Origin of the sequence: Mesorhizobium sp. M8A.F.Ca.ET.181.01.1.1 (assembly GCF_004792025.1) — a bacterium.
Taxonomy (GTDB): Bacteria; Pseudomonadota; Alphaproteobacteria; order Rhizobiales; family Rhizobiaceae; genus Mesorhizobium.
In genome coordinates, this window is the sequence record NZ_SRTV01000001.1 from 1,407,553 (window position 1) to 1,433,888 (window position 26,336).

Consider the following 26,336-nt stretch of genomic DNA (forward strand, 5'->3'; position numbering starts at 1 on the left):
ATACCAAAGATTCCATTTCAGCGCACCGCATGTCTGAAAAATCATAGCCGAGGTCGTCCTACTCGGCCAGCGTGTTGCAGTTACAGCGCACTTTCTAACTGTAACCTAGTTCAGCTCATTGAATGTATTTTTCATCGCTGAATTCATCTTTTAGCCGACACGCATATAGACAGCGGCACCACGCTCTGTGAGTCCTAGGTCCCACTATCCTTAACCAGAATTTTCGGAACAATTATGTGAGATCACGGCGAACAACGGAGATAGATCATGTCGAAGAAACCGTTCAAAGGCGTCATCAAGCTCGACGTACGAGATTCCAAGCCAGATTGGGGGCCGTACCTACCGCCGAGTGCGCCAAAAGGAGCGCCGAATGTCCTGATTGTCCTCTACGACGACACGGGCCAGGCGGCCTGGTCGCCCTATGGCGGCGCTATCAACATGCCCACCTTGCAGAAACTCGCGGACAATGGCCTGACCTATTCGCAATGGCACACGACTGCGCTCTGCTCGCCGACCCGGTCTACCTTCCTTACCGGCCGCAACCACCATCTGAACGGTATGTCGTGCATCACCGAAGGCGCACAGGGCTTCCCGGGCTGGAGCGGCCGCGTACCGGAAGAATGCATGTCGATCGGCCACATGCTGCAGGGGGCGGGCTGGACCACGTTCTGGCTTGGCAAGGAACACAACGTTCCTGAACAGGATATCTGTGCGGGCGGCACGAAGTCGGAGTGGCCCATCCAGAAGGGCTTCGACCGCTTCTACGGCTTCGTGGGCGGCGAAACCAACCAGTGGTATCCGGACCTCGTCGAGGACAACAAGTTCATCGACCAACCCTACAGCCCCGAGGAAGGTTATCACCTGTCGAAAGATCTGGTCGATCAGGCGATGCAGATGATCCGTGACCAGAAGGCTTCCAATCCATCAAAACCCTGGTTCATGTGGCTATGCCCGGGCGCCAATCACGCCCCGCACCACGCACCGAAGGAATATATCGACAAGTACAAAGGCAAGTTCGACAAGGGCTACGAAGCCTATCGCGAATGGGTTCTCCCGCGCATGATCGAGAAGGGTCTTCTGCCAAAAGACACCAAGCTCACTCCGTTCAACCCGCTCCCCAAGGAGGTGGCCAATCCGGGCGATGCCGTGCGGCCGTGGGCCGAACTGAACGCCGACGAGAAAAAGCTGTTCTCGCGCATGGCGGAGGTCTATGCTGGCTTCTCCGAATACACGGACGTCCAGGTCGGTCGCTTGGTCGACTATCTGCAGGAAAGCGGTCAGCTCGACAACACGATCGTTTTTTATTGCTCGGACAATGGTGCCTCCGGCGAAGGCAGCCCGAATGGTTCGGTCAACGAGAACAAGTTCTTCAACAACTATCCCGACGAACTGTCGGAGAACCTGCAGTATCTTGACGTTCTCGGCGGCCCCGAAACCTACAATCATTACCCGACCGGCTGGGCCGCGGCGTTCTCGACGCCCTACCAGATGTTCAAGCGTTATTCCGAATATGCCGGTGGCACCTGCTGCCCGCTGGTTATCTCCTGGCCGAAGGGCATCAAGGCGAAGGGGGAGGTGCGCAACCAATATCATCACTGTACGGACATCGTACCCACGATCCTCGATGTCTGTGGCGTCGAGATGCCCAAAACCTTCCGTGGCGCTGAACAATGGCCGATCTCAGGAGTCTCGATGCGTTATTCGTTCGAGGCCAAAGCCGATGCGCCGACGAAGAAGACGCGCCAGTACTACGCGATGCTCGGCACGCGCGGCATGTGGGAAAACGGTTGGAAAGCGGCAGCCCTTCATGCTCCCCTGACGGGCAAGGGCCATTTCGACAAGGATGAGTGGGAACTTTATCACACTGATGTGGATCGCTCGGAATCCAACAACCTTGCCAAGCAGCATCCCGACAAGCTCAAGGCCCTGATCAAAGCATGGGACGAGGAAGCGGAGAAGAACATGGTTCTTCCGCTTGACGATCGCAGCGCCGCGGAGCTTCTCGGCATCGAACGTCCGAGCGAGGAGCCACCGAGGGAACGCTACATCTATTACCCCGGCACTTCGCCGGTGCCGGAAGGCGTTGCGGTCAATGTGCGGGGTCGTAGCTACAAGATCCTCGCCGATGTGGAGCTCGGGGACAAATGCGAGGGGGTGATCTTCGCCCATGGCTCACGCTTCGGCGGCCATAGCTTGTTCATCAAGGATATGAAACTGCACTACGTCTACAATTTCCTTGGCATCAAGCCGGAACAGACCTTCGTCTCCAAGCAACTCAAGCCTGGCAAATACACGTTTGGAATGGAGTTCATCCGCGACAAGAAGCCGGGGCCGCACGGCGAGTCGCTTGGCAAGACCACCCTGTACGTTAACGATGAAGTCGTGGCACAGGGCGATATGAAGACCCAACTCGGCAAGTTCACGCTCTCCGGCGACGGCCTCTGCATCGGCCGGGACAGCGGCGATGCGGTGAGTGAGAAATACAAGTCTCCTGGCCAATTCAAGGGCGGTACGATCAAGTTCGTCGGCGTGACTGTCGAGAAGGGGCAATACCTTGATCTCGAGAAACTGGCGGCGGCGGCCATGGCTGTCGATTAGCCACCGAGTTGCGGACATGGAGGTCGGCGGAAAGGCGCCGTCGACCTCCAGAAGTCTATCCTTAACGACATCAGAACAATCTGAGGCAGCGATGCATCAGAAATGGACTGACGCTCCGCAGTTTCGGAAACGAGCAGATCGATGACCGTTCAAGAGCTAATTAAACTTGGCATCACAGTCAGTCTCGTGGCGCTGGTGTTTGCACTGGGTCTGAAGGCGGCGACAGGCGATCTGCTCTATCTGGTCAAGCGGCCCGGCGAGATGATCCGATCGATCATCTCCATGAACATCATCATGCTGATCTTCGCCGTCGGTGTAGCCTTGCTCTTTCCCCTCGCTATCGAAATCAAGATCGCGCTGATCGCCTTGGCGGTTTCGCCGGTTCCGCCGATCCTTCCAGGCAAGCAGACCAAGGCGGGCGGAACGCAATCATTCGCCCTTAGCCTCCTCATCGTGGCGTCCATCGCGGCGATTGCGCTGGTGCCCATCTCGATCGGGATTGTGGGAAGCTTATTTCACGCTGAGTATTACATGCCCCCGGCACGCGTGCTGCGGCCCGTTCTCGTGACGGTGATCGCTCCCCTGCTTGTAGGCGTGCTCGTTCGCCGCCTGCTTCCGGCACTGGCGGCGCGAATAGCCGGGCCGATCTCGCTTTTCGCGGTCATCCTCCTCGTGGTCGCAGCTATTCCAGTCGTCTTCACCAGCGGCGTGACCTTCTGGGGGCAGGTCGGCAACGGTGTGATTGTACTCCTGGCACTGTTCACGGCCCTGGGGCTTTTCGTCGGCCACTTGCTTGGCGGGCCAGATCCCGACGATCGAACCGTGCTCGCTCTCGCCACGGGCACCCGTCATCCGGCCGTTGCGATGGCGATCGCAAGCCTGAATTTTCCGGACGAGAAGGCAGCCTTGGCGGTGATGCTTTGGCATCTGGTCATCGGGGCGATCGTGTCTATTCCGTATGTGCGGTGGCGCAGGGCGCTACATGACAAAGCCGCCACCGTCGAATCGGACCGGCAGACGAATAGGGTTGGCCGATGAGTGCCGCAATCCGCCCGCGCGCTTCCGAAAGCAGTCCCGCGGGAAGGGACATGGTGTGGATACCTGCCGGGACGTTCCTGATGGGGTCCGATGCCCACTACCCGGAAGAGGCGCCGGCGCATCGTGTGAAGGTCGACGGCTTCTGGATCGGCCGGTTCGCGGTGACCAACCGGGATTTCGAAAAATTCGTCTCGGAGACCGGCCATGTCACGTTGGCCGAGAAGTCTGCCAATCCGGATGATTATCCTGAAGCGCTACCGGAGATGTTGTCACCGTCCTCGACCGTCTTCCGCAAGCCCGCGGGCCCGGTCGATGTCCGCAATCAGTACAATTGGTGGACCTACGTACCCGGTGCGAACTGGCGCCATCCGCGTGGACCGGCCAGCTCGATCGCCAAGCTCAAGGACCATCCCGTCGTCCATATCGCCTATGAGGATGCCGAGGCGTATGCCCGATGGGCCGGCATGCAGCTGCCGACCGAGGCGGAATGGGAATTCGCTGCTCGCGGTGGGCTGGAAGGCGCCGAGTTCACATGGGGCGACGAACTAACGCCCGGCGGCGTGCACATGGCCAATACGTGGCAGGGCGAATTCCCATATCGCAACACGGTGGAAGACGGCTTCGAATACACAGCGCCTGTGGGCTCCTTTCCAGCAAACGGCTACGGCCTCCACGACATGGCGGGCAATGTCTGGGAATGGACGTCCGACTGGTATCGGGATCACCGCAGGATCGATAGCCCATGCTGCACGGTCTCCAACCCGCGGGGCGGCGACCGTGAGGCGAGCCGGGATCCGCGCGATCCCGCCGCGATACCGCGCAGGGTGACAAAGGGGGGCTCACATCTATGCGCCCCGAACTATTGCAGGCGATATCGGCCAGCGGCACGAATGGCACAGCCGATAGACACCTCGGTCTCGCATCTCGGCTTTCGTCTCATTCGTCGCCTGGATGATTGAAATGGAGGCTGTTCGAGAAACCTTCGCGCAACTCACCGAGGTCTCGATCCTTCTGATCGACTTTATGGCTCTGCTGATTGTCGTCTACGGGACATTGGAGGCTTTTTGGGGGGCCTGTCGGGCGGCCGTCACTAAACGGCGGCAGCTATATCACCAAATCTGGATGCGCTACGCGCGCTGGCTTGTCGCCGGCCTGACCTTTCAACTCGCCTCGGATATCATCGAGTCGGCCTTGACTCCGAGTTGGGAAGACATCGGGCGTCTGGCGGCGATTGCGGTCGTCCGTACTTTCCTCAACTATTTTCTTGGACGCGACCTCTCGGAGGAGACGGAGCAAGCGATGACCGCAGAAGAGGCAAAGGCGGTTCATCTCAGGTCACCCGGTGCCGAAAAAGGATAGTGCGATGGCAAAACCCTTCCGATTTCTTGCGGGCGTTGCGATGGTAGTTGCCATGCTGTTGCCGGTGCAAGCCCTGGCAGACGATGCTGATCTTGCAAAGCAACTTAGCAATCCGATTGCTTCACTGATCAGCGTACCGTTCCAGTTCAACTACGATTCCGGGTTCGGACCGGACGACGGCTACCGTGCAACGCTCAATATACAGCCGGTGGTTCCGATTTCTCTCAATGACAACTGGAACCTGATCTCGCGAACGATCCTGCCGATCATCACGCAGGATGACATCGCCGGACCGTCGGGCTCGCAATCGGGCCTGGGCGACGTCACCCAGAGCCTCTTCTTCTCGCCCAAGGCGCCGGGACCCGGCGGCGTCATATGGGGGGTCGGGCCGGTGATGCTGTTGCCGACCGCAACCGACGACCTTCTCGGTGGAGGGAAGTGGGGAGCTGGTCCGACAGCCGTGGCCCTCAAGCAGGCCGGCCCTTGGACCTTCGGCATGCTCGCCAACCAGATCTGGTCCTTCGCCGGCGATAGCGATCGCAGCGAAATCAATGCGACCTTTCTGCAGCCCTTCCTCTCTTACACCACCGCCGATGCCTGGACATTCGGCCTCAACACCGAAAGCACCTATGACTGGGCCAGCCACCAATGGTCGGTGCCGATCAACCTGTCCGTCGCGAAGCTTGTGAAGTTCGGCAATCAGCCCGTTAGCCTCAGCGTTGGCACGCGCTACTGGATGACAAGTCCAGAGAGCGGCCCGGAGGGTTGGGGTTTTCGTGGCGTCGTCACATTGCTGTTCCCGAAGTAGCTGAAGGAGTCGAGAGCAATGCTGCAGCGACTTGCCATGGCATTAACCGGACGTAGGGGACCCTTGTTCGAGTTGTCGAGAGCCACGCACCCACAATTCGGCCGGTTACTGAAAGCACTGGCCGCGTCGTTGCTTCTGCTAACAGCGTTGGCTGGTGCCACCTGGGCGCAATCAGATCCGCTGCCGTCCTGGAAAGACGGCCCGGTCAAGGTGGCCATCACGCAGTTCGTCGCCAAGGTCACGCAGGACGGTGGCGCCGATTTCGTCAAGCCGGCTGAGCGTATCGCCGTGTTCGACAATGACGGCACGCTGTGGTCCGAGCAGCCGGTCTATTTCCAGCTTGCCTTCGCGCTCGACCGCATCAAGGCCATGGCCCCCGATCACCCCGAATGGAAGGAAACAGAGCCCTTCAAGTCGGCATTGAAGGGCGATCCGAAAGGCCTCATGGCGTCTGGTGAGAAAGGCCTGATGGAAATCCTGGCTGTGACCCATGCCGGCATGACGACCGAGGACTTTTCCAAGATTGTGGCCGGTTGGCTAGCGAGCGCACGCCATCCGCGCTTCGATCGCCCCTACAATGAGCTTGTCTACGAGCCGCAACTGGAGTTGCTCACCTACCTGCGGGCCAACGGCTTCAAAACCTTCATCGTCTCTGGCGGCGGTGTCGAGTTCATGCGGGTCTTTGCCGAGGAGGCCTATGGTATTCCGCCCGAACAGGTCGTCGGCTCGTCCGGCGTCGTGAAGCTCGAGGACAGGGACGGAAAGCTGGTGCTCGCCAAGGAGGCCAAGGTCGAGTTCGTCGATGATGGTCCGGGCAAGCCTGTCGGGATCAACCGCTTCATCGGGAGGCGGCCGATCCTGGCCTTCGGCAATTCGGACGGCGACCAGCAGATGCTTGAATGGACGGCGGCGGGCGACGGAGCTCGCTTCATTGGACTTGTGCATCACACGGATGCCGAACGTGAATGGGCCTACGACCGCCAGTCCAACATCGGAAAGCTCGACACCGCGCTCGATGAAGGCGTCCGAAGAGGCTGGACCATCGTCGACATGAAGAGTGACTGGCAGACGGTCTATCCGGCGGTGAAATAGATCGGCTGGAAGGTAGAGGCGGGAAGAATCGATCTTGGTGAGGACGGCCAAGATCATTCAAGCTGAAAGGAAGTTGTCATGAGCGAAACGACCGGCAAGACACCTACCGAGACGAGCCAACTTGTCCGTCCCGAGCGGCTTCCCGTGACGCCGGTCCCACCGATTCCCAAGGTCGACGAATCAAGATCGGATCTGGCCTCCACCAAGTACTCTCATTACCGAACCGAATTGTCCAATCACAGGACCGGCCTTTCGGAGCACCGGACCTCGCTGTCCGAATTCAGAACAGACCTGTCTATCCATCGAACGGACTTGTCGACCGACCGCACCGAGATGTCCATGCGGCGCACCGGCATGTCATTTCAGCGCACGCGCATGAGCGCGGAGCGCACGCTCATGTCGGTGATCCGCACCTCGCTTTCTCTCATCAGTTTCGGGTTCACAATCTATCAGGTGTTCCAGAAGCTGAAGAATGCCGGGACGCTCACCCAGGCTGGCGCACCGCTCAATTTTGGCATTACACTGGTGCTGCTTGGCATCGTCATGCTGATCTTCGGCATATTCTACCACTTGCAATTCATGATCGGCTTGCGCCATGAGAGAAACGCGATGCGCGCCGAAGAGTTGATCCATGGCGAGAGCCATTTCCCCCCATCGGTCACCTTGATCACAGCCGTGATACTGCTCGTCGTCGGGATAGCTGCAATCGTCAGTATGCTCTTCCAGATCGGTCCGTTCCAGGGATGACGCCCGGCGCGGATAAGGAGGCGAACTGACTGCCCGCCCGGATTGCACGGTCTCGCTCTACATCCGCGCCTATTGGGGCAAGGAACCTATCCTCGACGGGTCTTGGAAGGCGCCGGCGATTGAATTGGTCCAGCGACTCAGGTTTCATGCGATGTCATCAAGCGCCGCCTGATGTCGGTGACAGGTGAAGCTAGACCGCGGCTTTGGGAGAATTTCATGAGCCGAAAGGCAGCCTCGAGAACAGTGCTTCTCTTGTTCGCTATCGTGCTCTTGTCGACTGGTGAAGTATTTTCTCAAGACGCCGATCTCGCAAAGAAGTTATCGAATCCGATCGCCTCGCTCATCAGCGTGCCCTTTCAGTACAACTACGACAGGGGCTATGGGCCTGACGATGGGTCCAGGTCGGTGATCAACATCCAGCCGGTGATCCCAATATCATTGAACGACGACTGGAACTTAATCTCACGCACCGTACTGCCGGTCACGTGGCAGGACGACATCGCTGGCGATTCAGGCAGCCAGTTCGGACTTGGCGATACAGTCCAGAGCCTATTCTTCTCGCCCAAGGCTCCTGGTCCGGGCGGTCTCGTCTGGGGCGTGGGTCCGGTCCTTCTGCTGCCAACCGGCACTGACGCGATGCTGGGCGGTCAGAAATGGGGAGTTGGCCCGACAGGCGTCGTGCTTAAGCAGTCAGGTCCCTGGACATATGGCATGCTGGCCAACCACATCTGGTCGTTTGCAGGCGACGAGGACAGGAGCGACGTCAACGCAACCTTCCTCCAACCTTTCCTATCATACACCACGGCAGATGCTTGGACGTTCGCTCTTAATACCGAGTCTACTTATGACTGGGTCAAGGAAGACTGGTCGGTGCCGGTCAATTTTACAGTTAGCAAGCTGGTGAAGTTCGGCAGCCAGCCAGTCAGCCTGCAGGCGGGAGTGCGGTACTGGGCTGTTAGCCCGGACGGGGGAGCGGAGGGATTCGGCTTCAGAACAGGCATCACATTCCTGTTTCCGAAGAAATGAATGACCGGGCAAGCACAGTTTCGACGAACCATGAACTGTGAAACCCGCGGCCCAGGATGCCGAGCTGCCGGTGGCAGCCAGCGGTTACGCGATGGGGGCTGTGGCAACCAGGAGCCCGAACAAGAATCTTAGCCGGCTATGCCATTGTCTTGCCGTTGCCGCACGCCTAGAAATGCATGACAAGTCCCATTATCGGGCCCTGCTGCACCACGTCGAATTCGAAGCCGTTGTTGCTGTAGTTGACCCCTAGTGCGCGATAGCCGGCAAGAGCCGAAAACCGCTCGTTGAACCGGTAGCCCAGCGCGGCCGCAACGTCCCAATCGACATCGGCTCCGCCTGCGCCAACCATGCTCCAGCCCGTCAGATAGACTTCGGGTGTAAGCGAGTAATTCGCGCGAAGGCCGACGAGCCCGTCCACCCAAGTCGCCCCGTCGCTGGCAGACACACCGTCAAGGATACCGCCATGAAACCCGATGTCCGTGTTTACAGACCAAAACCTCATGCCGCCCACAATATCGAGATATCCGGCGTCACCCTGGAAGACCGAGTAGCCAGCTCCGATAAGCCCTGAAAATGTCTCGGAGGAGACATCCACATCATTGGCGATGACGCCTCTCGACGTTCCGCGGCCGGTTGATATCTTCACATACATCAGGTCGCCGAAAACGCTGTACCGATCGTGGCGTGCCTCGGCGACGGCCATCGCAGCGAAATCGAGATTCTTCAAGATATCGCCGAAACTCGCATCCAGGTGGACTGTCGGCAGTCCGAATTGCGTCACGTCGCCCGAGAGCCCGGCTGCCCAGAAATACGGGGCAATGGAGTACGTCCAGCCTTGCTCGGTCACCACCGGTTTCAGATCCGGCGTCACGGGCGAGACCATATCGGCGGCGCGCAATGGTTGAGCAAGGAGGACGCCAGACAGAACGGTCACGCCCCAAATGCTCTGCGGATTAAGGTCAGCATGGTTTCCCCTCTGGATGACGGTACAGATCTAGTTTTCTCGGCAACAAGCTACAATCGTGACGGTTCTCCCCCGACCATGCTCGCTAGGGTATTCATACCGGCGACGCACACAAGATACCAAATATTCCTACCCCGATTCTGCTGGATTCGTATCTCCGTTCTCACATGATCTCCCAGTTCCGGCGACCTCATTTAAACTCTCCAAGGTCTATTCGCTTGTTCCTGCGGGCGCTGTGCGAAAGCGGACAGCGATGAGAATATTCTCTCACTTCGCATGTGGAGTATCCCCAGAAGAGCGCAGCCTTACCGCCCACAAAGCCGAAACGCGCGGCGATGGCGGAGACCAATTGCCTGAAACCCCTGAGTACTTTTAACGCAATTTGCAAAATCGCCCAGTTGGCCAAGGGTCCAACAAGGCGGGTGCCTCTGGTCGCGCTTGACGCCGCGAGACGCACGGTAGAGAACGGTGCTTTTACCGCGCCAGCGGTCGATCACCCAGAGTCAGGAGCCGTCACCTTGCCTATTGCATTGTGAAATAGATTATGACTCTAAACCGATTCAAACTAAGTGCAAAAAAAACCGCAGATTACCGGTCGCCGAAGTTGGATAGATCCAGCTCGCCGAAGGAAACGAATAAAATCAGTATGTTGAACAGGCTCGCCATTGCGCCGATGATGGACTGGACGGACCGGCATTGCCGATTCTTCCATCGCCAGTTGACGAGCCGTGCGCTGCTTTATACCGAAATGGTGGTGGCCGACGCCGTCATCCACGGCGCACGCGAGCGGCTGCTCGGCTTCGATGAGGTGGAACATCCCGTCGCCCTGCAACTTGGCGGCTCGGATCCCGCAAAACTTGCAGAGGCGGCGCGCATTGGCGAGGCCTTCGGCTATGACGAGATCAATCTCAATGTCGGGTGCCCGTCCGACCGCGTCCAGTCCGGCACGTTCGGCGCGTGCTTGATGAAAGTGCCCGATCTTGTCGCCGATTGCGTCGCCGCGATGAAAGCGGCGGTGACGGTGCCGGTCACGGTCAAATGCCGCATCGGCGTCGACGAACAGGATCCGGAGCCGGCGCTCGATGCGCTGGCGAATGGGGTTTTCGATGCCGGCGCCGATGCCTTGTGGGTGCATGCACGCAAGGCGTGGCTGGAAGGGTTGAGCCCCAAGGAAAACCGCGACATCCCGCCGCTCGACTATGACAGAGTGTATCGGCTGAAGGCCGGAAAACCGAGCAAATTCATCGGCATCAATGGCGGTATTCAGTCCCTTGACGAGGCGCGGGTGCATCTCGGTCATGTCGATGGCGCCATGCTTGGCCGCGCCGCCTACCACACACCGGGCATTCTGGCTGGTGTAGACGCCGCCTTCTACGGCGCGCGGCCGGAGGCGTTCGATTTCGCCGCGCTGATCGATGCGATGGCGGACTACGCGGCACGCCACATCGAACAGGGCGGGCGGCTTGGCCATGTCACGCGCCACATGGTCGGGCTGTTTCACGGGCTGCCCGGCGCGCGCCGCTACCGCCAGATCCTGTCTACCGCCGCTACGCGGCCCGGGGCCGGGCCGGACGTGCTGAAGACGGCTTTCGCGGCGGTCGAATTCGGTGGAGGGGCCGCCGAAGCGGCCTGATCTCAGTCCCTGAGGATCATGCGGTCGCCACGCACGTCGAAACCCGACAGCGAGCCGATGAAGTTCATGCCAAGCAGACTTTGGCTCAGCATGCCGGGAGCGGCGACCATCACCGGCATATCCTTGCGCACGATGCCGCCGATTGCCAGCTCGCCGGTCTTGACCGCCGCGGCGCGCGCCATGCCGTTGGCGGTCGAAACCGGTATGGTGTAGTTGAGCGCCGCCGGATTGAAGCCTGCGGCCTGAGCGTCCTCCGAAGTCAATACGGTGCTGGTCGCGCCGGTGTCGACAACGGCCCGCACCGGATTGCCATTGACCAGGATGCGCGCCTCGAAGTGACCGTTGTCGGCCTTGTCCAGGGTCACCGTCGCGTGACCGTCTTCGACGCCGAGCGCCAGCGGGCTGCCGGGAACGAGGCCCGCGGTCACGCGGCTGGCGACGTCCTGCAGCTCGTAACGATATTGGTAGCCGGCGATCAGCGCGAGCACGATAGCCGCCCATGCACCGAGGTTGCGGGCCATCACTCCCAGCGGAGCTGACCGCAGCAAGCCCGCGCCGATAAGGGCGCCGAAAGCCCCAAGCCAGATCAGCCGGCCAAAATCGTAATTCTCGACGCCGAGCGTGCTGCCGGCGGAATCGTTGAGCATGAGCAGGGCTGCCCCCACGCCGATCACCGCCATCACAATCCAGAACAGCCGGCTGCTCATCCGTCCCTCGCTAGAGTGCGTCGCGTTCGCGCGCCATGCGGACGCGGCGCGTTTCGCGGCGCGGCCGGCGCTCGACGGTTTCCAGCCGGGCCGGCAGTTCGGCCATCACATCGCGGCGCGTTTCGGGCGTCATCCCCATCCAGGCGCCGATCTCCTCGCGCGTGCGGCCGCAACCGAAGCAGAAGCCGGTTTTCATATCGATCGAGCAGACCAGGATGCAGGGAGATTCGATGGCCGTCATGACTTTCTCTGGAGGAACTCCATTCGGAATCCGCTCTTCCATCTCCACATGGTGCAACGGCAAAGCCAATGCAAGCCCTCGCGATAGCGCCTTCCGTGGCCGCCTTTGCGGCAAGTCGGGAAGGACGATCGGGGAGGTTGTGCCGATCACGCAACGCGGCTATGCCGCTCCTCCACTCCAGGAACGATTGTCACGACATGACCAGTGCACTGCCTTTCGACGATTTCCGCAATCTGCTCGACAATTTGCCGGCGGCTGACCTCAAAGCTGAAGCGCGCGTGCGCACGCTGTTTGCCAAGGCGGACAAGCCTCGGAATTCGCTTGGCCGCGTCGAGGACATCGCCGCATGGCTCGCCGCATGGAGTGGCCGGGCTCCGCCTGCGGTGACAAGGCCCTTGATGGCTGTCTTTGCCGGTAACCATGGCGTGGCCCGACATGGTATTTCGTCGCGTCCGGTTGCGGCCACCGCCAACGCGGTCGAGCTTTGCGCGGCCGGCGGTGCCGCGATCAACCAGATCTGCATTGCCTATGATCTGGGGTTGAAGGTGTTCGATCTTGCCCTGCACATCCCGACCGGCGACATCACAGAGGATGCGGCGCTTGACGAGCGCGGATGCGCGGCCACCATGGCCTTCGGCATGGAAGCGATTGCCGGCGGCACCGACCTGCTTTGCCTCGGCGATCTCGGCGTCGGCAATTCCACCGTCGCCGCCGCCCTGTTCGCCGCGCTGTTCGGCGGCAGGGGCGCCGACTGGGTCGGCCCGGGATCCGGCGCCGACGCGGCGATGCAGGTGCGCAAGGCAGAGGTGGTCGATGCGGCGTTGGCCTTTCACGGCCACCATCTCGAAGATCCGCTGGAGGCCCTGCGCCGGGTTGGCGGCCGCGAGTTCGCGGCGATAGCTGGCGCAATCCTCGCCGCGCGGATGCAGCAGATACCGGTACTGCTCGATGGCTTCGCGGCAACGGCAGCCGCGGCTGTGCTGCATGCAGCAAACCCCGCAGCGCTTGATCATTGTCTTCTCGCCAGCCTGTCGCCGGAGCCCGCGCATGCAAGGGCCGCAGAGCACCTCGGGCTGCGTCCGCTGCTCGATCTCGGCATCGGTCATGGCGAAGGTGCGGGAGCGGCCCTGGCGGCCGGGCTCGTCAAGGCAGCGGCACTGACCAGTTCAGGCATGGCGGCGGCTGTTCGGGGCTAGAGCGTTCGCGCCTCGACGTCTCAACGTCTGAGATTGGGGATACGGTAGACGACCGAGATATATTTCGAATTCGAGCGTGTCTCGACTATCGAACCGCCAAGGCCTTCCGCGATCCTTCTGCTCGCGACGTTCTCTTCTGCGACAGGATACTCGAAGCAATCCGGATTGAATTCCTCAGACGCCCATGCCGCAACGGCGGCAACGGCCTCACGGCCGATGCCGTTTCCATGTACATCCTCCCTTATCCAAATTCCGATCTCGGGACAGGCAGTCTTGGCCGCGTGAAGGCCGACAAGCCCCAGGCAGCGACCGTCCGCCAACGAACGCGCGACGAAATGCAAGTCCGATCCGTTAAGGATCGGGGCAAGCCAGGATCGCCATACCTCGGCAAAGGCCGCTGGTGATCGAGGTGGTTCCCACTGCATGAAACGAGTGATCGCGGGAGTGATGGCGGCAAAGACTTCCGCGGCATCGTCGGACGTGAACAGCTTCAGACGAAGTCGCTCCGATTTGATTTCGACGCCACTGGCATCCCAATCTGCCGTCATTGCGGTCTGCGTGCCTTCTTCTAGTCCTTGTCGACGCAGGTTTGCAGGGGTACTACCGCCGCCGCGCGGCCACCGCCGCGGTCGGCAGCGCCGGCAGTTCCTCCATCACCCGGCTTAGCGGGAAGATGGCGATCGCTTCTGTGCCCTCGCGCAGCTTGGAGTGAAGCTCGAACTCGCCGCCATGCATGGCGAGCAGCCCTTGCACGATCGGCAGGCCAAGCCCGGTGCCTTGCTCGGCGCTCTTGATGGCGATCGAACCCTGGCCGAAGGCTGAAAGCACGACCGGAATCTCGTCCTCGGGAATGCCGGGGCCGTTGTCCTTGATCGAAATGTATTGGCCGCCGCCCGCCGTCCAGCCGACCCGCACGCGGATCTCGCCGCCGGTGGCGGTGAATTTGATGGCGTTGGACAGAAGGTTGAGCGCGATCTGGCGCACGGCGCGCTCGTCGGCGAACAGGCGCGGCAATGTCTGTTCGAAATCCTGGACGACGCGGATGTCCTTGTTGCGCGCCTTCAGCTCCATCATGTGGCAGCAATCCTCGACGATGTTGAGCAACATCACCGGCTCCTCGTTGAGCTGGTAGCGGCCGGCCTCGATGCGCGACAGGTCGAGGATCTCGTTGATCAGGTCAAGCAGGTGCTGGCCTGAATCATGCACGTCATGGGCGTAGTCGCGATAGGTGGGATTGCTCATCGGCCCCAGCACCTCGTTCGCCATCACCTCGGAAAAACCGAGAATGGCGTTGAGCGGCGTGCGCAATTCATGGCTCATCGAAGCGAGGAAACGCGATTTTGCAAGGTTGGCGTCCTCGGCCCGCCGCCGCGCCTCGTCCGACATCGATTTCGCCGTCTCCACTTCGGCGATCAGCGCGTCCTTTTCGGAGCGGAACGACAAGAGTAGCAGGGAGAAGCGATTGAGGTGACTGGCGATATAGGTGAAGAAAGGCAGCGACAGGACAAGCAGCCCGGCCATGATCGCCTCGACCGGCATCCACGATTTGGCCGCGGCATAGGCGTAGAGCGCCACCGGAACCGCGAAGGTCGCCAGCAGCGCTCCGCTCAGGGACGAGGCCATCAGAGCGGTCCCTGCCATGGCAAACAGCAGCACCACCGCCTTGAGCACCTGGAACTGGTCGACCTCGCAGGCGCCGCAGCCCAGCCAGACGAACCAGGCCCAGCCCAGACCGCAAAGGAAATGGCCGACCAGGAATTCCCTTCGCGTTTGCAATGAGTTGAGCTCGGAAGCTTCCGTACGCTCGATGCGCCGCGCCATGAAGACGACTGTCGTATAGCAGGTGAGCGTAAACAACGCCCAGAGCCCGATCTCATTGCCGATGCCGGCCAGACGGCCGGCCGCGGCGATCGCCAGGACGAGCAACGGGATGACCACGGCGCCGCTTGTCATGGCTCGGGCGTGCAGCTTCAGCAGTTCACGGTCGAAATCGGGATTGCCGGCCTGCTGCGAAAGACGGTCGCGCGTCTTGCGCACCGCGCGCGCGACATCGCTGTTGCGATGCCGTTTCCTGCGGTCCACTATGAACTTGTCCGCTGTGTTCGAGCGTTGCAAGGGCATCAAGAGCTTCAATTTATGCGCGCAGCGATTTCAAGGTGTTAAGCTACGTTCGAATGATTAACCAACCGTTTGCCATATGAGCCGTTCCTGGTCGCCAAGGTCGCGCCCGCGGTACGCGGCGCCGCGCCCGACAAGCCCGTGGCGCAAGCTGCTGGACTACGGGCTGGCCGTCATCATTCTGGGGCTGCTGATCCTGCTTGCGGCGCGTCTCGATCGAGTGGAGACGCGCAAGACGCAGGGTGGCGCCATCATCAATGACGGCGACTCGATCACGCTCGGCACCGAGCGCATCCGCATGCGCGGCATCGACGCCCCGGAATACACCCAGACCTGCCGCAAGAACGGCGCCGATTATGCCTGTGGCACGCTGGCGCGCCAATCACTGGTGCGCCTGATCGGCGGCAGGCCGGTCACCTGCAGCGGCTGGCAGCGCGATCGCTATGGCCGGTTGCTCGGCGACTGCAAGGCAGGCGCCACCGACCTCAACCGTGCCCAGGTCGAAGCGGGCTGGGCCGTCGCCTATGGCGACTTCGAAGGCGTGGAAGCGACCGCCCGCGCGGCAAAAGTCGGTATCTGGGCGGGCACGTTCGACCAGCCGCAGGACTGGCGCGACAGCCACCACGGCGATGTCGTGGAGCGAAAACATGGCACGCTGGCGTCGATCGGCGACGCGGCGCGCGAGATATTTCGCTTCTGGTGAAGCGCGTCAGCGGAAAGAAAAGGAGGATCGAAATGAAGCTGTTCGACGGCGGTCGTGCGCCCAACCCACGCCGGGTTCGCGTTTTCCTCGCCGAAAAAGGGATCACGGTTCCGTTGGTGCCCGTCGACATGGGCGCTTTGGAACACAAGCAGCAGTCAGTCAGCTCGCGCAATCCGCTGCGGCGCCTGCCGGTTCTGGAGCTCGATGACGGCACCATCCTCACCGAATCCGTCGCAATCTGCCGCTATTTCGAGGAGCTTTACCCCGAGCCGGCATTGTTCGGGCGCGGCTCGCTTGGCAAGGCACAGGTCGAGATGTGGCAGAGGCGGATGGAGTTCAACCTGCTCAGCAGCGTCGCGCAGGCTTTCCGCCACATCCATCCGGCCATGAAGGAATGGGAAATCCCGCAGATTCCCGAATGGGGCGAGGCCAACAAGCCGAAGGCGGTGGAGTTTCTCAGGCTGCTGGACGCTGAACTCGGCAACCGTGAATTCGCCGCCGGCGACAGCTATTCGATCGCTGACATCACCGGCCTGATCGCGATCGATTTCATGAAGCCGGCACGCATCAAGGTGCCGGAGGAATGCACCAATGTGCTGCGTTGGCATCAGGCTGTCTCGAGCCGGCCGAGTGCCGCCGCTTGAGCGTCGAACTCGACAGGCTCGCCGCGACGGTCCGCGCTTGCCGCATCTGCGTCGACAATCCCGTCGGCAAACCGCTGCCGCATGAGCCGCGTCCGGTGCTGCGACCCTCGTCCAGCGCCCGCATCCTGATCGCCAGCCAGGCTCCGGGGACCAAGGTGCATCTGTCGGGCATGCCATTCACCGACGCTTCCGGCGACCGGCTGCGCAACTGGCTCGATGTGAGCAGCGACGAATTCTACGACATCGAGAAATTCGCCATCGTGCCGATGGGCTTCTGCTTTCCCGGACAAGACTCCAAGGGCGGCGATCTGCCGCCGAGGCGTGAGTGCGCTCCGGCCTGGCGCTCGCCCTTGATGGCGCTGATGCCGCGGATCGATCTGGTGCTGACGATCGGCATCTATGCGCAGACCTGGCACATGGGCGCGGCGCGCCGCCCCTCGCTGACGGAAACGGTGATGAACTGGCGCGCCATCTGGGAGAATTCTGTCGGCCCCAAAGTGCTGCCGCTGCCGCATCCGTCCTGGCGCAACACTGGCTGGTTGAAGCAGAATCCGTGGTTTGAAATGGATTTGCTGCCTTTCCTGCGGTCGGAAATCCGCTATCGCCTCGGCTAGGCATTAAGCAAGAAATCACTCGCTTTTGACGCGAGTGGCAGAATTTCTTTCTTGTGAATAGCCTAAACAAAAGGGAATATAGCGAAACCATTCCACCAGGAGCTTCCGATGGATCGCCTTGACCGAAAAATTCTCCGCCTCCTGCAGGAGGACGCGACGCTTGCGGTCGCCGACGTCGCCAAGAAGGTCGGCCTGTCGACCACACCGTGCTGGCGGCGCATCCAGAAGCTCGAGGAAGAGGGCGTCATCAAGCGGCGCGTCGCCATTCTCGACCACGAAAAGGTCAATGTGCGGGTCACGGTCTTCGTGTCGATCCGCACCAATTCGCACAGCCATGAATGGCTGCGCCGGTTTTCCGAGGTCATCCAGGAATTTCCCGAGGTGGTCGAATTCTATCGCATGAGCGGCGACGTCGATTATCTCTTGCGCGTCGTGGTGCCCGACATCGCCGCCTACGACGCCTTCTACAAACGGCTGATCGCCAAGATCGAGATCCGGGACGTGTCGTCGTCCTTCGCCATGGAGCAGATCAAGTACACGACCGAAATCCCGCTCGACTATATGGTGCTGGACAAGGAGTCGGGCGCGAACGCGGCCTGATCGCGCCGTTCAATTCTTCTTCTTGTTGAGGAAACTCCAGGGCGAGTTCACCGGCAATATGACGGAGTCCGGAACCGTGTCGACGCCCACGACATCGGCTTTGCGTACGGTATAGCCGGACTGGATGACGCTGACGCCGTCGAGAATGAACAACTGGCTTTTCTCCATGTCCGGCTTCAAGTCACCGGTCACGGCGACAGGCTGGTAGGCTTGCGACATCTTGTAGGGATGGGCAGGCGTGACCAGCACGATCTGGTTGGGAGGAGGCGTCGGCATATGGCTGCACGCGCCGGTCCAAGGCACCAGCAGGAACTGATAAACGAGATCGCCGTCGCGATCGACCGGCAATGCATAGCCGGCTAATTGTATCGTTTTGTCCTGCAGGACGACCGACAGCGTCTCGCCGTGATCCGGCAGTTTCGCCGCGATCATCGGCAGGCCGGCGTCTTCGGCGACCGCCTGGGTGACCGGGCGCAAATCCTTCCAGAGGATGTGCGTGGCCTCGGCCGAGGCGCCGGCGGTGGAGCGGGCAAGCGCGGCCGCAAGCGCTATGATCGACTTGAAATGGTTCATGGCCGCATCCCTTTGCGGGCAAGTAAAGACACTGCTGTCGGCGGCGTCAATGCTCGAGCCGCATCACATGGCGGCGAGAACCGGCCATGCCGGTCTCGTGGAAACCGCGGCTGGCAAACATGTCGTGAAAGCCCATGAAACGGTAGCTCGGCGAGGCCTCGTCCACCGGATAGGCTTCTATGATGCGCGCACCATTGGCGAAGGCATGGTCAATGGCAGCATCGAGCAATGCCGTAGCAAGGCCACCGCCGCGCAAGGCCCTTGGCACATAGAAGCAGACGATCGACCACACACCTGTGTCGCCGTCGTCCTGCTGCTTCGATAGCTTACGATAGGTCTCTCGCGGCGCGACCGAGCACCAGGCTACGGCCTTGCCGCCGACATGGGCGAGGATGCCGACCGGCGTGCCAGCATCGATGAGCGCCATCATCTGGCGTTTCTTCTCGTCGGTCTGGGCGGGCTCGGGGCTGTGGCGCCAAGCCATGCACCAGCAATATTTTGGCGCACCCGGCTGCTCGAACAACGTTTCGAAGCTGGCGCGTGTTGCCCGTGTCACCTCGGTGAAAAGGATATCGGCGCCGTCAAACTTTCCTGGCGGCGAGGCGTTCAAGCGTTTTGGCATCCGACAGTTCCTTGGCGGCGTCCTTGCCGATCCAGCGGGCGGTCTTGTCCAGGGAGGTCGCAAGTTTCCGAGCCAGGGCAAGGGCGGGGGCATGCAGGCCCATCGATCGCTTGCCGATCTGCCGCAGCGCCCAATTGACCGCTTTGCGGACGAAGTTTCGCTCATCGCCGGCATAGGATTCGATCAATGGCAGGTAAGGCAGGAACGTCGCGTCCGATTCCTTCTTCAGATGCACGGCTGCCCATGCCAGCATGGCGAAGGCTGTACGGCGGACGAATTCGCGCTCGTCGGCGGCGAACTCTTCGACCAGCCGGCGCCAGAACGGGGTGTCCACGAACAGGTCGGAGACGGTGTCGACGATCTCCCATGAGTCGAAATCGCCGGCCCAGCGGCGGCACTCTTCGATGGCGATCTTTTTCGGCTCGCCGGTGAAGGCCGCCATCAGCCGCGCCTCGCGAATGCCTGTGTCCCATAGCGCGAGGGACCGTTCATGGTTGCGCTTCACCTTGCGCGCCAAGGGCCGCAAGTCCGCATTGCCGATGCCGAGCGCGGTCGCGTTGTTGATGCCGAACCGCGCCATGCCGGCGCGGTTTTCCTCGGTTCCGATCGAACGCAGATGAGCGACGATATCCTGCGCGGTCCAGCCTGGAGCGGGCAGGGACATCGTCGCCTACTTCTCCAGCCGCGCCAGCAGCGAGGACGTGTCCCAGCGCTTGCCGCCCATCGCCTGCACATCCTTGTAGAACTGGTCGACAAGCGCTGTCACCGGCAGCCTGGCGCCGTTGCGGTCGGCCTCCGCCAGGCAGATGCCGAGGTCCTTGCGCATCCAGTCGACGGCGAAACCGAAATCATATTTGCCGGCATTCATGGTCTTGTGCCGGTTTTCCATCTGCCAGGAGCCGGCCGCACCCTTGGAAATCACCTCGATCACCTTTTCGATGTCGAGCCCGGCCTTCTTGCCGAAATGGATGCCTTCCGACAGGCCCTGCACCAGTCCGGCGATGCAGATCTGATTGATCATCTTGGTGAGCTGGCCGGCACCCGCCGACCCCATCAGCCCGACCATGCGGGCAAAGGCGTCGATGACCGGCCTGGCCCTGTCGAACGCAGCCTCATCGCCGCCGACCATCACGGTCAGCACGCCATTCTCGGCGCCGGCCTGGCCACCGGAGACCGGCGCGTCGAGGAATGAGAACCCGCTCGCCTGCGCGGCTTCCGCCAGTTCGCGCGCGACTTCCGCCGAAGCCGTGGTGTTGTCGATAAAGACCGAGCCTTTCTTCATCGCCTTGAAGGCGCCTTCGGACCCTGTGGTCACCGAACGCAAATCGTCGTCATTGCCGACGCAGGAAAAGACGAAATCCTTGCCCTCGGCGGCCTGCGCCGGCGTCGCGGCAAGGTTGCCGCCATGTTGAGCGACCCATTGTTCGGCTTTGGCTTGGGTGCGGTTGTAGACGGTAACGTCGTGGCCGCCCTTGTTCTTCAGGTGTCCGGCCATGGGATAACCCATGACGCCCAGACCGAGAAATGCCACCGATGCCATGCCTTGTCCTTCCGGAGAAACAGAGATTTCAGTTGCGGAAGCTCTAGGCCATGCGACGAATTCGTCAAGGCGCGCACCGTCGCATCGACTGGCACAGGTCGATCAGGAACGGTTCGGCGATGCGTCAGCGATGCAGATGGATGGTGATCCGGCGCTCGACCCATTCGACGCCATGGCGCAGGATCTCGACCATCACCAGATAGACGATGGCGACCCAGACATAGGCCTGGAAGTCGAAGGATTTGGCGTAGGCGAGCTTTGCATTGCCCATGAGATCATAGACCGTGATGATGGCGACGATGGCCGAGGCCTTGATCATCAGAACCAGTTCATTGCCATAGGGCCGCAACGCCACGATGAAGGCCTGCGGCAGGACAACCTTGCGCAGCGTCTGCAGCTTGTGCAGGCCGAGCGAAGCAGCTCCTTCCCATTGGCCCCTGGGCACGCTTTCGATGGCGCCGCGCAGGATCTCGGCCTGGTAGGCCGCGGTGTTGAGCGCGAAGGCGAAGACGCCGCAGTTGAAGGCCTCGCGGAAGAACCACCACAGCCCGACGGATTCAAGCTGCAACCGGAAAGAGCCCAAGCCATAGTAGACGAGGTAGACCTGGACCAGCAGTGGCGTGCCGCGGAAGAAGTAGACGTAGCAGTAGGCAATGCCGGACAGGAAGCGGCTCTTCGACATGCGGCCATAGGTGACGGGCAACGAAAAGATCGCGCCGACCACCATCGAAATCGCCACGAGCGACAGCGTCGTCCAGAGGCCCTGCAGATAGGCTGGCGCATATCTGGCAAAGAACTCGCCATTCCAGGCATAGATGAGATAGGCGAGGATACCGAGGCCGAAGAGAATCCAGAGGCCGACGAGCGCGTACCCGACGATACGGGTGCGCGGCCAGCCGCGTGCCCGCGGCGGCGGCCGGTCGACGGAGATGGCTTGACTGACGCTCATCGTGCCTCCCTCCGCCCCAGCGAGCGCAAGATGAACCCGGTCGCGATCGATGACAGGATCGCCAGAGCGAGGAAAACCAGCGCGGCCACGCTGTAGAACAGGAAGGCGTGTTTCGTGACACGCGCCGCCACGCCGGCGTTGCGCAAGGTTTCGGCGAGGTTGACGACCGAGACCAGTGCGGTGTCCTTGAGCAGGCTGAGCCAGCAATTCTCGAGGCCGGGAAAGGCGATGCGGAGCAGCTGAGGGAGGATCACCTTGCGCATGGTCAGCCATGTCGACAGGCCGATCGCGTAGCCGCCTTCATACTGGCCCTTGGGAATGGCGCGAAAGGCGGAAAGAAACACCTCGCTGGCATAGGAGGAAAAGATCAGCGACAGCACGATCATGCCGGCGATGAAGCTGTCGACGTCGATCGTCGCCTCGGGCTTGAAGAGGCGGATGACGTATTGCAGCAGGATAGGCATGCCGAAGAAGAACAGGAACAGCGTTACCAGTTCCGGCAGGCCGCGAAACACGGTGGTGTAGATGTTGGCGGCCACCCGCAGCGACGGTTCTTCGGATTGCTTGGCCCAGGCTACGAAAAAGCCGATCGTCAGGCCGATCGGCAGCGTGGCAAGGGCAAGCGCGATGGTGACCAACGCGCCATAAGCAATATCGTCACTCCAGCCCTCGGGTCCCCAACTCAGCAGTGTCCATATGCTTTGGGTTGGCATTGACTGGTCTTACCCCACGGCGCACCCGAGATGAACAAGGCGGCAGGGGACCCCTGCCGCCTTTGCAACAGACTATCAGGACTCGGCGCCGTAGACGTCGAACTTGAAGTACTTGTCGTTGATTTCCTTATATTTTCCGTTGGCGCGGATGGCGTCTATGGCGGAATTCAGCTTGTTGACCAAGTCGGTATCGCCCTTGCGAACGGCGATGCCGGCGCCAGGTCCGAAGATTTCGACCGGTTGCGGCGAGGGCTGGCCGAGGATCTTGCAGCAGGCGCCGTCTGGCGAATCAAGCCACTGCTGCAGCACGACGATATCGTCCTCGATGGCGTCGAGACGGCCATTGGCAAGATCTGCCTGCTCCTCGGGGCTGCTCGGATAGCCCTTGACGGTGCTGTCGGTGTAGGTCTTCGAGGCATAGTTGAAATGCGTCGTCGTGGTGGCCACACCGATGTTCTTGCCGGCGAGGTCTTCCTTGGTCACGCCCTTCAGAGGCGAATCCTTCGGCACGGCGATTGCGGACGGCGTATTGTAGTATTTGTGCGAGAAGTCGACCTTCTCCTTCCTCTCCGGCGTGATCGACATCGAGGCGACGATGGCGTCGAACTTGCCGGCCTGAAGTGCGGGAATGATGCCGTCCCAATCCTGGGCCACGAAGGTGCACTTGACCTTCATCTCATCGCAAAGCGCCTTGGCGATGTCGATGTCGAAGCCGACAAGCTGGCCATCGGCGGTGAGGTTGTTGAATGGGGGGTAGGCGCCCTCGGTGCCGATCCTCAGGGTCTTTTCCTGGGCCTGGGCTACGCCGAGCGTCAGCAGCGCAGCCGATGCGGCGAGCGCGATACGCAGTGCAATACGCATGATAGTCCTCTCTTTATGGTCCCGGCCGTCGTTCCGAAACGGCTCTGTGGGGCGGTGCTTTTGACCGCCCGCTGGGCCGATACTCCCACTCTTTCCAAGAAAAAAGCAACTGCAAAACCGCCAAAATCGGCAATGGGCTTCTGCCGTTACGTTACTTCTCAAGCAACGAGGTCGGTCGTTCGCTCGATGAAGTCGGCTATGGATTTCGTGTCGTCGAGGTCGAACACCGGCAAGCTCTGGCCGGTGATGGCGAAATCCGCGGCGATGGCGACAATATTGGGATCACCCGCCGCAAGCGGCGTCCGCTCCTTTGCTTCCAGTCGCCTCGTTTCGATCTTGCGGTGGGGTTCGCGCTTGTAGCCTTCCACCAGCACGATGTCGCATGGGGCGAGCCGCGAGAGGATGGCGTCCAGCGGCGGCTCACCCTCGCCGCGCAACTCGTGCATCAACGCCCAACGATTGCCTGACACGATCGCAACCTCGGTGGCGCCGGCCTGGCGATGGCGGAAGCTGTCCGCGCCTGGCTTGTCGATGTCGAAATCATGGTGGGCGTGTTTGACCGTCGATACCTTCCAGCCGCGCCGCACGAGCTCGGCGACAAGCTTCTCGGTGAGTGTGGTCTTGCCGGAGTTTTTCCAGCCGGTGATGCCGAAGACGCGTCTGTTCATGACGTCATGCTCTGCAACAGGCGTGCGGCCTGGGCAAGATCGTCCGGCACATTGATGTTGAAGAAAGGGTCGATGGATTGCCCGGCGGATTGCAGGATCGGGAATTCGACCTCGACATGGCCGTGCCGTTCGATGAAGGCCGAAACCCGCTTGTTGTGCTCATCGACCAGGAAATGCCGCAAGGCGTCGCGGCATCCGACCGGCCATAGCGCGAAGGTCGGGTGCTGCCTGCCTGCCGAGAAAGCGACCGCGATCGAACCGGGACGTTCACCGGCTGCCGCCGCCAGACGGTCGACGAGATCCAGCGGCAGGAAAGGCGTGTCGCCGGCAGCGGTGACGATCGCCTTGCAAGGCGTGCCGGCAGCGGCCCATTCGAGGCCGGTAAGAATTCCGGCAAGCGGCCCGGCGAAGCCTTCGACGGTATCGGCAAGTACCGGTAGCCCGAACCGGGCGAACCGCGCCGGGTCGCCATTGGCGCTAAGCGCCAGGGTCTCGAACTGCGGGCCAAACCGCGACAGGATCTGGTCAAGCACACAGCCGTCGCCAAGCGGCAAAAGGCTTTTATCGCCACCGCCCATCCGTCTCGATTGGCCACCCGCCAGAATGATCCCTGCGACATCCCGATTCATTCTGCCCAGCCTGTACGCCAACCCGTGAAATCGCAAGCGACTTCACGGGCGGGTAGTGCATCAGTTTGAAATCCGGCGCTTTACGCGCGCGAGGCCTTCAACCAAGCCAATGATGAGCCAGCCACGCGAGGTACAATCCGGCTATGGCCGCATAGATAAAGCCGACCGGACCTTTGGGCATGGGCTTATGGTGCGCCACGCGTAGCCGTGGCGGCCGATAATAGGATAACATTTGCCGTTGTGAGACGATTAGCATTTGCTCCAACTCGCGGCGCCCTTCCTCCGTTGCCCGCTTTGAATCCCGGCGCTCCTGAGCGTAGAGTTGTCTCGCATGTTCCGAGGCCGAGAGTGAGTTTTCGTCTAGCCACGCTTTGAACTTGCCGGGTCTTATGAGGACTTTGGCGTGGGTGAAGTCGCGGCGGTGTAGCCGTTCCGCCTTGGAAGCTTCGAAATCGGCGTGCCACTCTTCCCAAGTCGCCGGCATGTCATCGGCACCAGGAAGCTGGCGGATGCGAGGATAATCCTTGGCAGTGTAAGCTGAGATAGCCCTGACTTTGCTGGCCATTGCAGATCTCCCCCTTGTTCCAAGAAGAGGGTGCGACATCCTAGGGCTTGATGTCCAGATGGCGTATCGAGCCGCATCGCCCCGCCAGAGCTAGGGATAACTGCCTTTTTCACACAACATATTCAAGGCCCGCCATTTTCAAACTGATGCATTACCCACGGGCGCGGCTAGATTCCGTCCGGCGCCATGGCCGGCCCAGTGCTTTCGGCGACGATCCTTCGCCGACCGACGACGCGCTCGCGATAAAGCGCATAGAGACCCGAGCCGACGACTATTGCCGCACCGGCGATCATCGGCATGTCCGGCACGTCACCGAAGATGATCAAGCCAAGCAGGATCGACCAGAGGAGCGCGGTGTAGCGAAACGGCGCGATGAAGGAGATTTCGCCCGAACGCATCGCCATGATGATGAATTGATAGCCGATCAGCACCAGCACCGCGGCCAATGCCAGCAGCGCCGTGCCTTTGCCGGTCATCGGGGTCCAGCCACCCATCGGCGTCAACAGGAAGGCGCCGACGACGGTCATGGCAAGCGCGGTGGCGGTCGAGACCAGCATCGTCGGGATGGCCTGGGGGATGCGTTTGGTGGCGAGGTCCCGCACCGTGCAGCACGCGACGGATGCCAGCGCCACCAGCGAGTAAACGCTGAAGCCCTCGAAACCCGGCCGCACGATGATCATAACCCCGGCAAAACCGATAGCGATCGCCAGCCAGCGCCGCCAGCCGACCGTTTCGCCGAAAAACAGCGCCGCGCCCATCGTCACCGCCAGCGGCAGCGCTTGCAGGACGGCCGAGACACTGCCAATCGGCAAATGCGCGAGCGCAACCAGGAAGAAAACGGTAGCGCCCGCTTCACTCAGCACGCGAATCGCCACCAATGGCTGCAGCATCAGGCGAGGCTGGAAAAGCGCGCCGCGTTGCCAGGCCAGCAGGCCGACGAAGAGCGAGGCGAATGCCCCTCTGATCAGCATGACCTGCGCCATGTTCATCGACTGCGAAGAGTATTTGGTAATGGCGTCGTTGAGCGTGAAGCCAACCATCGCCACCACCATGAACAACGCGCCGCGAAGATTTGGGGAAAGGGGCAAGACACCTACCGATTGCCTGAGCAAGCAAGCCTGTAACAGC

General features: G+C 61.2%; 30 protein-coding genes. 14 read left to right on the forward strand and 16 right to left on the reverse strand.

The features are described from left to right. The first annotated feature begins 267 nt into the window (after positions 1 to 267). The 8 genes from EN824_RS06865 to EN824_RS06900 all read left to right on the forward strand — a co-directional run bounded on the left by EN824_RS06865 (position 268) and on the right by EN824_RS06900 (position 8,668). A complete protein-coding gene (locus EN824_RS06865; protein WP_127276832.1) occupies positions 268 to 2,598 on the forward strand; it encodes an arylsulfatase in 2,331 nt (776 codons plus the stop codon). Between the two features lie 141 nt (positions 2,599 to 2,739). Continuing rightward, positions 2,740 to 3,636 (forward strand): bile acid:sodium symporter, encoded by an 897-nt coding sequence (locus tag EN824_RS06870; protein WP_135932012.1) that lies wholly within the window; start codon positions 2,740 to 2,742, stop codon positions 3,634 to 3,636. Positions 3,637 to 3,686: 50 nt separating this feature from the next. Next, positions 3,687 to 4,595, forward strand: coding sequence for a formylglycine-generating enzyme family protein (locus EN824_RS06875; protein WP_127276828.1), 909 nt, complete (start codon positions 3,687 to 3,689; stop codon positions 4,593 to 4,595). Between the two features lies 1 nt (position 4,596). Continuing rightward, positions 4,597 to 4,995, forward strand: a complete 399-nt coding sequence (locus EN824_RS06880) for a DUF1622 domain-containing protein (RefSeq protein ID WP_127276852.1) — start codon at positions 4,597 to 4,599, stop codon at positions 4,993 to 4,995. A gap of 40 nt (positions 4,996 to 5,035) precedes the next feature. After that, positions 5,036 to 5,803 (forward strand): transporter, encoded by a 768-nt coding sequence (locus tag EN824_RS06885; protein WP_189343672.1) that lies wholly within the window; start codon positions 5,036 to 5,038, stop codon positions 5,801 to 5,803. Between the two features lie 129 nt (positions 5,804 to 5,932). Further along, positions 5,933 to 6,895 carry an HAD family hydrolase gene (locus EN824_RS06890; protein ID WP_245520951.1) on the forward strand — a complete coding sequence of 321 codons (963 nt, stop codon included), beginning with the start codon at positions 5,933 to 5,935 and terminating at the stop codon, positions 6,893 to 6,895. Positions 6,896 to 6,973: 78 nt separating this feature from the next. After that, entirely contained in the window at positions 6,974 to 7,642 is a 669-nt protein-coding gene (locus tag EN824_RS35870; RefSeq protein WP_127277767.1) for a DUF202 domain-containing protein, read from the forward strand. 216 nt (positions 7,643 to 7,858) lie between these two features. Continuing rightward, the gene (locus EN824_RS06900; protein WP_127277768.1) at positions 7,859 to 8,668 is read left to right on the forward strand and encodes a transporter; all 810 of its coding nucleotides are present in this window, start codon (positions 7,859 to 7,861) and stop codon (positions 8,666 to 8,668) included. Positions 8,669 to 8,834: 166 nt separating this feature from the next. Here the strand turns inward: EN824_RS06900 and EN824_RS06905 are convergent, their stop codons facing one another. Beyond that, entirely contained in the window at positions 8,835 to 9,551 is a 717-nt protein-coding gene (locus EN824_RS06905; protein ID WP_245464325.1) for a hypothetical protein, read from the reverse strand. Positions 9,552 to 10,176: 625 nt separating this feature from the next. Here EN824_RS06905 and dusA point away from each other — a divergent pair. Continuing rightward, positions 10,177 to 11,265, forward strand: a complete 1,089-nt coding sequence (dusA, locus tag EN824_RS06910) for a tRNA dihydrouridine(20/20a) synthase DusA (protein WP_127277770.1) — start codon at positions 10,177 to 10,179, stop codon at positions 11,263 to 11,265. A 2-nt stretch (positions 11,266 to 11,267) separates the two neighbouring features. On the opposite strand, the gene EN824_RS06915 is transcribed toward dusA, so the two are convergent. Both EN824_RS06915 and EN824_RS06920 read right to left on the reverse strand, forming a co-directional pair. Continuing rightward, positions 11,268 to 11,972 carry a TIGR02281 family clan AA aspartic protease gene (locus EN824_RS06915; RefSeq protein WP_127277771.1) on the reverse strand — a complete coding sequence of 235 codons (705 nt, stop codon included), beginning with the start codon at positions 11,970 to 11,972 and terminating at the stop codon, positions 11,268 to 11,270. Between the two features lie 10 nt (positions 11,973 to 11,982). After that, positions 11,983 to 12,213, reverse strand: coding sequence for a DUF1289 domain-containing protein (locus EN824_RS06920; RefSeq protein ID WP_127277780.1), 231 nt, complete (start codon positions 12,211 to 12,213; stop codon positions 11,983 to 11,985). 197 nt (positions 12,214 to 12,410) lie between these two features. On the opposite strand from EN824_RS06920, the gene EN824_RS06925 reads away from it, so the two are divergent. Then, a complete protein-coding gene (locus EN824_RS06925; protein WP_127277772.1) occupies positions 12,411 to 13,409 on the forward strand; it encodes a nicotinate-nucleotide--dimethylbenzimidazole phosphoribosyltransferase in 999 nt (332 codons plus the stop codon). A gap of 20 nt (positions 13,410 to 13,429) precedes the next feature. Here the strand turns inward: EN824_RS06925 and EN824_RS06930 are convergent, their stop codons facing one another. Both EN824_RS06930 and EN824_RS06935 read right to left on the reverse strand, forming a co-directional pair. Continuing rightward, on the reverse strand, positions 13,430 to 13,957 hold the full coding sequence (locus EN824_RS06930; RefSeq protein WP_127277773.1) for a GNAT family N-acetyltransferase: 528 nt from the start codon (positions 13,955 to 13,957) through the stop codon (positions 13,430 to 13,432). A gap of 52 nt (positions 13,958 to 14,009) precedes the next feature. Then, positions 14,010 to 15,530: an ATP-binding protein gene (locus EN824_RS06935; protein ID WP_127277774.1), complete on the reverse strand. Its 1,521-nt coding sequence runs from the start codon at positions 15,528 to 15,530 to the stop codon at positions 14,010 to 14,012. A gap of 76 nt (positions 15,531 to 15,606) precedes the next feature. On the opposite strand from EN824_RS06935, the gene EN824_RS06940 reads away from it, so the two are divergent. The 4 genes from EN824_RS06940 to EN824_RS06955 all read left to right on the forward strand — a co-directional run bounded on the left by EN824_RS06940 (position 15,607) and on the right by EN824_RS06955 (position 18,088). Next, positions 15,607 to 16,230 (forward strand): thermonuclease family protein, encoded by a 624-nt coding sequence (locus EN824_RS06940; RefSeq protein ID WP_127277775.1) that lies wholly within the window; start codon positions 15,607 to 15,609, stop codon positions 16,228 to 16,230. A gap of 32 nt (positions 16,231 to 16,262) precedes the next feature. Beyond that, the gene (locus EN824_RS06945) at positions 16,263 to 16,874 is read left to right on the forward strand and encodes a glutathione S-transferase (protein ID WP_127277776.1); all 612 of its coding nucleotides are present in this window, start codon (positions 16,263 to 16,265) and stop codon (positions 16,872 to 16,874) included. Continuing rightward, the gene (locus tag EN824_RS06950) at positions 16,814 to 17,488 is read left to right on the forward strand and encodes a uracil-DNA glycosylase family protein (RefSeq protein ID WP_127277777.1); all 675 of its coding nucleotides are present in this window, start codon (positions 16,814 to 16,816) and stop codon (positions 17,486 to 17,488) included. The genes EN824_RS06945 and EN824_RS06950 overlap by 61 nt, the downstream gene beginning before the upstream one ends. Before the next feature lie 108 nt (positions 17,489 to 17,596). Continuing rightward, positions 17,597 to 18,088 carry an Lrp/AsnC family transcriptional regulator gene (locus tag EN824_RS06955; protein ID WP_006205209.1) on the forward strand — a complete coding sequence of 164 codons (492 nt, stop codon included), beginning with the start codon at positions 17,597 to 17,599 and terminating at the stop codon, positions 18,086 to 18,088. Between the two features lie 9 nt (positions 18,089 to 18,097). Here the strand turns inward: EN824_RS06955 and EN824_RS06960 are convergent, their stop codons facing one another. From EN824_RS06960 to EN824_RS07010, 11 genes are all read right to left on the reverse strand, one after another. Beyond that, positions 18,098 to 18,661 carry a DUF3299 domain-containing protein gene (locus EN824_RS06960; RefSeq protein WP_127277778.1) on the reverse strand — a complete coding sequence of 188 codons (564 nt, stop codon included), beginning with the start codon at positions 18,659 to 18,661 and terminating at the stop codon, positions 18,098 to 18,100. A 46-nt stretch (positions 18,662 to 18,707) separates the two neighbouring features. After that, positions 18,708 to 19,283 carry a GNAT family N-acetyltransferase gene (locus EN824_RS06965; RefSeq protein WP_127277779.1) on the reverse strand — a complete coding sequence of 192 codons (576 nt, stop codon included), beginning with the start codon at positions 19,281 to 19,283 and terminating at the stop codon, positions 18,708 to 18,710. Beyond that, entirely contained in the window at positions 19,243 to 19,947 is a 705-nt protein-coding gene (locus tag EN824_RS06970) for a DNA alkylation repair protein (protein ID WP_135932013.1), read from the reverse strand. The genes EN824_RS06965 and EN824_RS06970 overlap by 41 nt, the downstream gene beginning before the upstream one ends. 6 nt (positions 19,948 to 19,953) lie before the next feature. Further along, positions 19,954 to 20,823: an NAD(P)-dependent oxidoreductase gene (locus EN824_RS06975; protein WP_127279905.1), complete on the reverse strand. Its 870-nt coding sequence runs from the start codon at positions 20,821 to 20,823 to the stop codon at positions 19,954 to 19,956. 124 nt (positions 20,824 to 20,947) lie between these two features. Beyond that, positions 20,948 to 21,772, reverse strand: coding sequence for an ABC transporter permease (locus tag EN824_RS06980; RefSeq protein WP_135915933.1), 825 nt, complete (start codon positions 21,770 to 21,772; stop codon positions 20,948 to 20,950). Beyond that, complete coding sequence (locus tag EN824_RS06985; protein WP_135932014.1) at positions 21,769 to 22,485, reverse strand: ABC transporter permease; 717 nt, start codon at positions 22,483 to 22,485, stop codon at positions 21,769 to 21,771. The genes EN824_RS06980 and EN824_RS06985 overlap by 4 nt, the downstream gene beginning before the upstream one ends. Positions 22,486 to 22,560: 75 nt before the next feature. Next, complete coding sequence (locus EN824_RS06990; protein ID WP_127872455.1) at positions 22,561 to 23,346, reverse strand: ABC transporter substrate-binding protein; 786 nt, start codon at positions 23,344 to 23,346, stop codon at positions 22,561 to 22,563. Positions 23,347 to 23,504: 158 nt separating this feature from the next. Beyond that, on the reverse strand, positions 23,505 to 24,014 hold the full coding sequence (gene mobB / locus EN824_RS06995; RefSeq protein ID WP_135915934.1) for a molybdopterin-guanine dinucleotide biosynthesis protein B: 510 nt from the start codon (positions 24,012 to 24,014) through the stop codon (positions 23,505 to 23,507). Further along, entirely contained in the window at positions 24,011 to 24,643 is a 633-nt protein-coding gene (mobA, locus tag EN824_RS07000) for a molybdenum cofactor guanylyltransferase MobA (protein WP_135915935.1), read from the reverse strand. The genes mobB and mobA overlap by 4 nt, the downstream gene beginning before the upstream one ends. A gap of 97 nt (positions 24,644 to 24,740) precedes the next feature. Continuing rightward, entirely contained in the window at positions 24,741 to 25,208 is a 468-nt protein-coding gene (locus EN824_RS07005; protein WP_135915936.1) for a hypothetical protein, read from the reverse strand. Positions 25,209 to 25,375: 167 nt separating this feature from the next. Continuing rightward, positions 25,376 to 26,296, reverse strand: coding sequence for a DMT family transporter (locus EN824_RS07010; RefSeq protein WP_135932015.1), 921 nt, complete (start codon positions 26,294 to 26,296; stop codon positions 25,376 to 25,378). Positions 26,297 to 26,336: the final 40 nt, after the last annotated feature.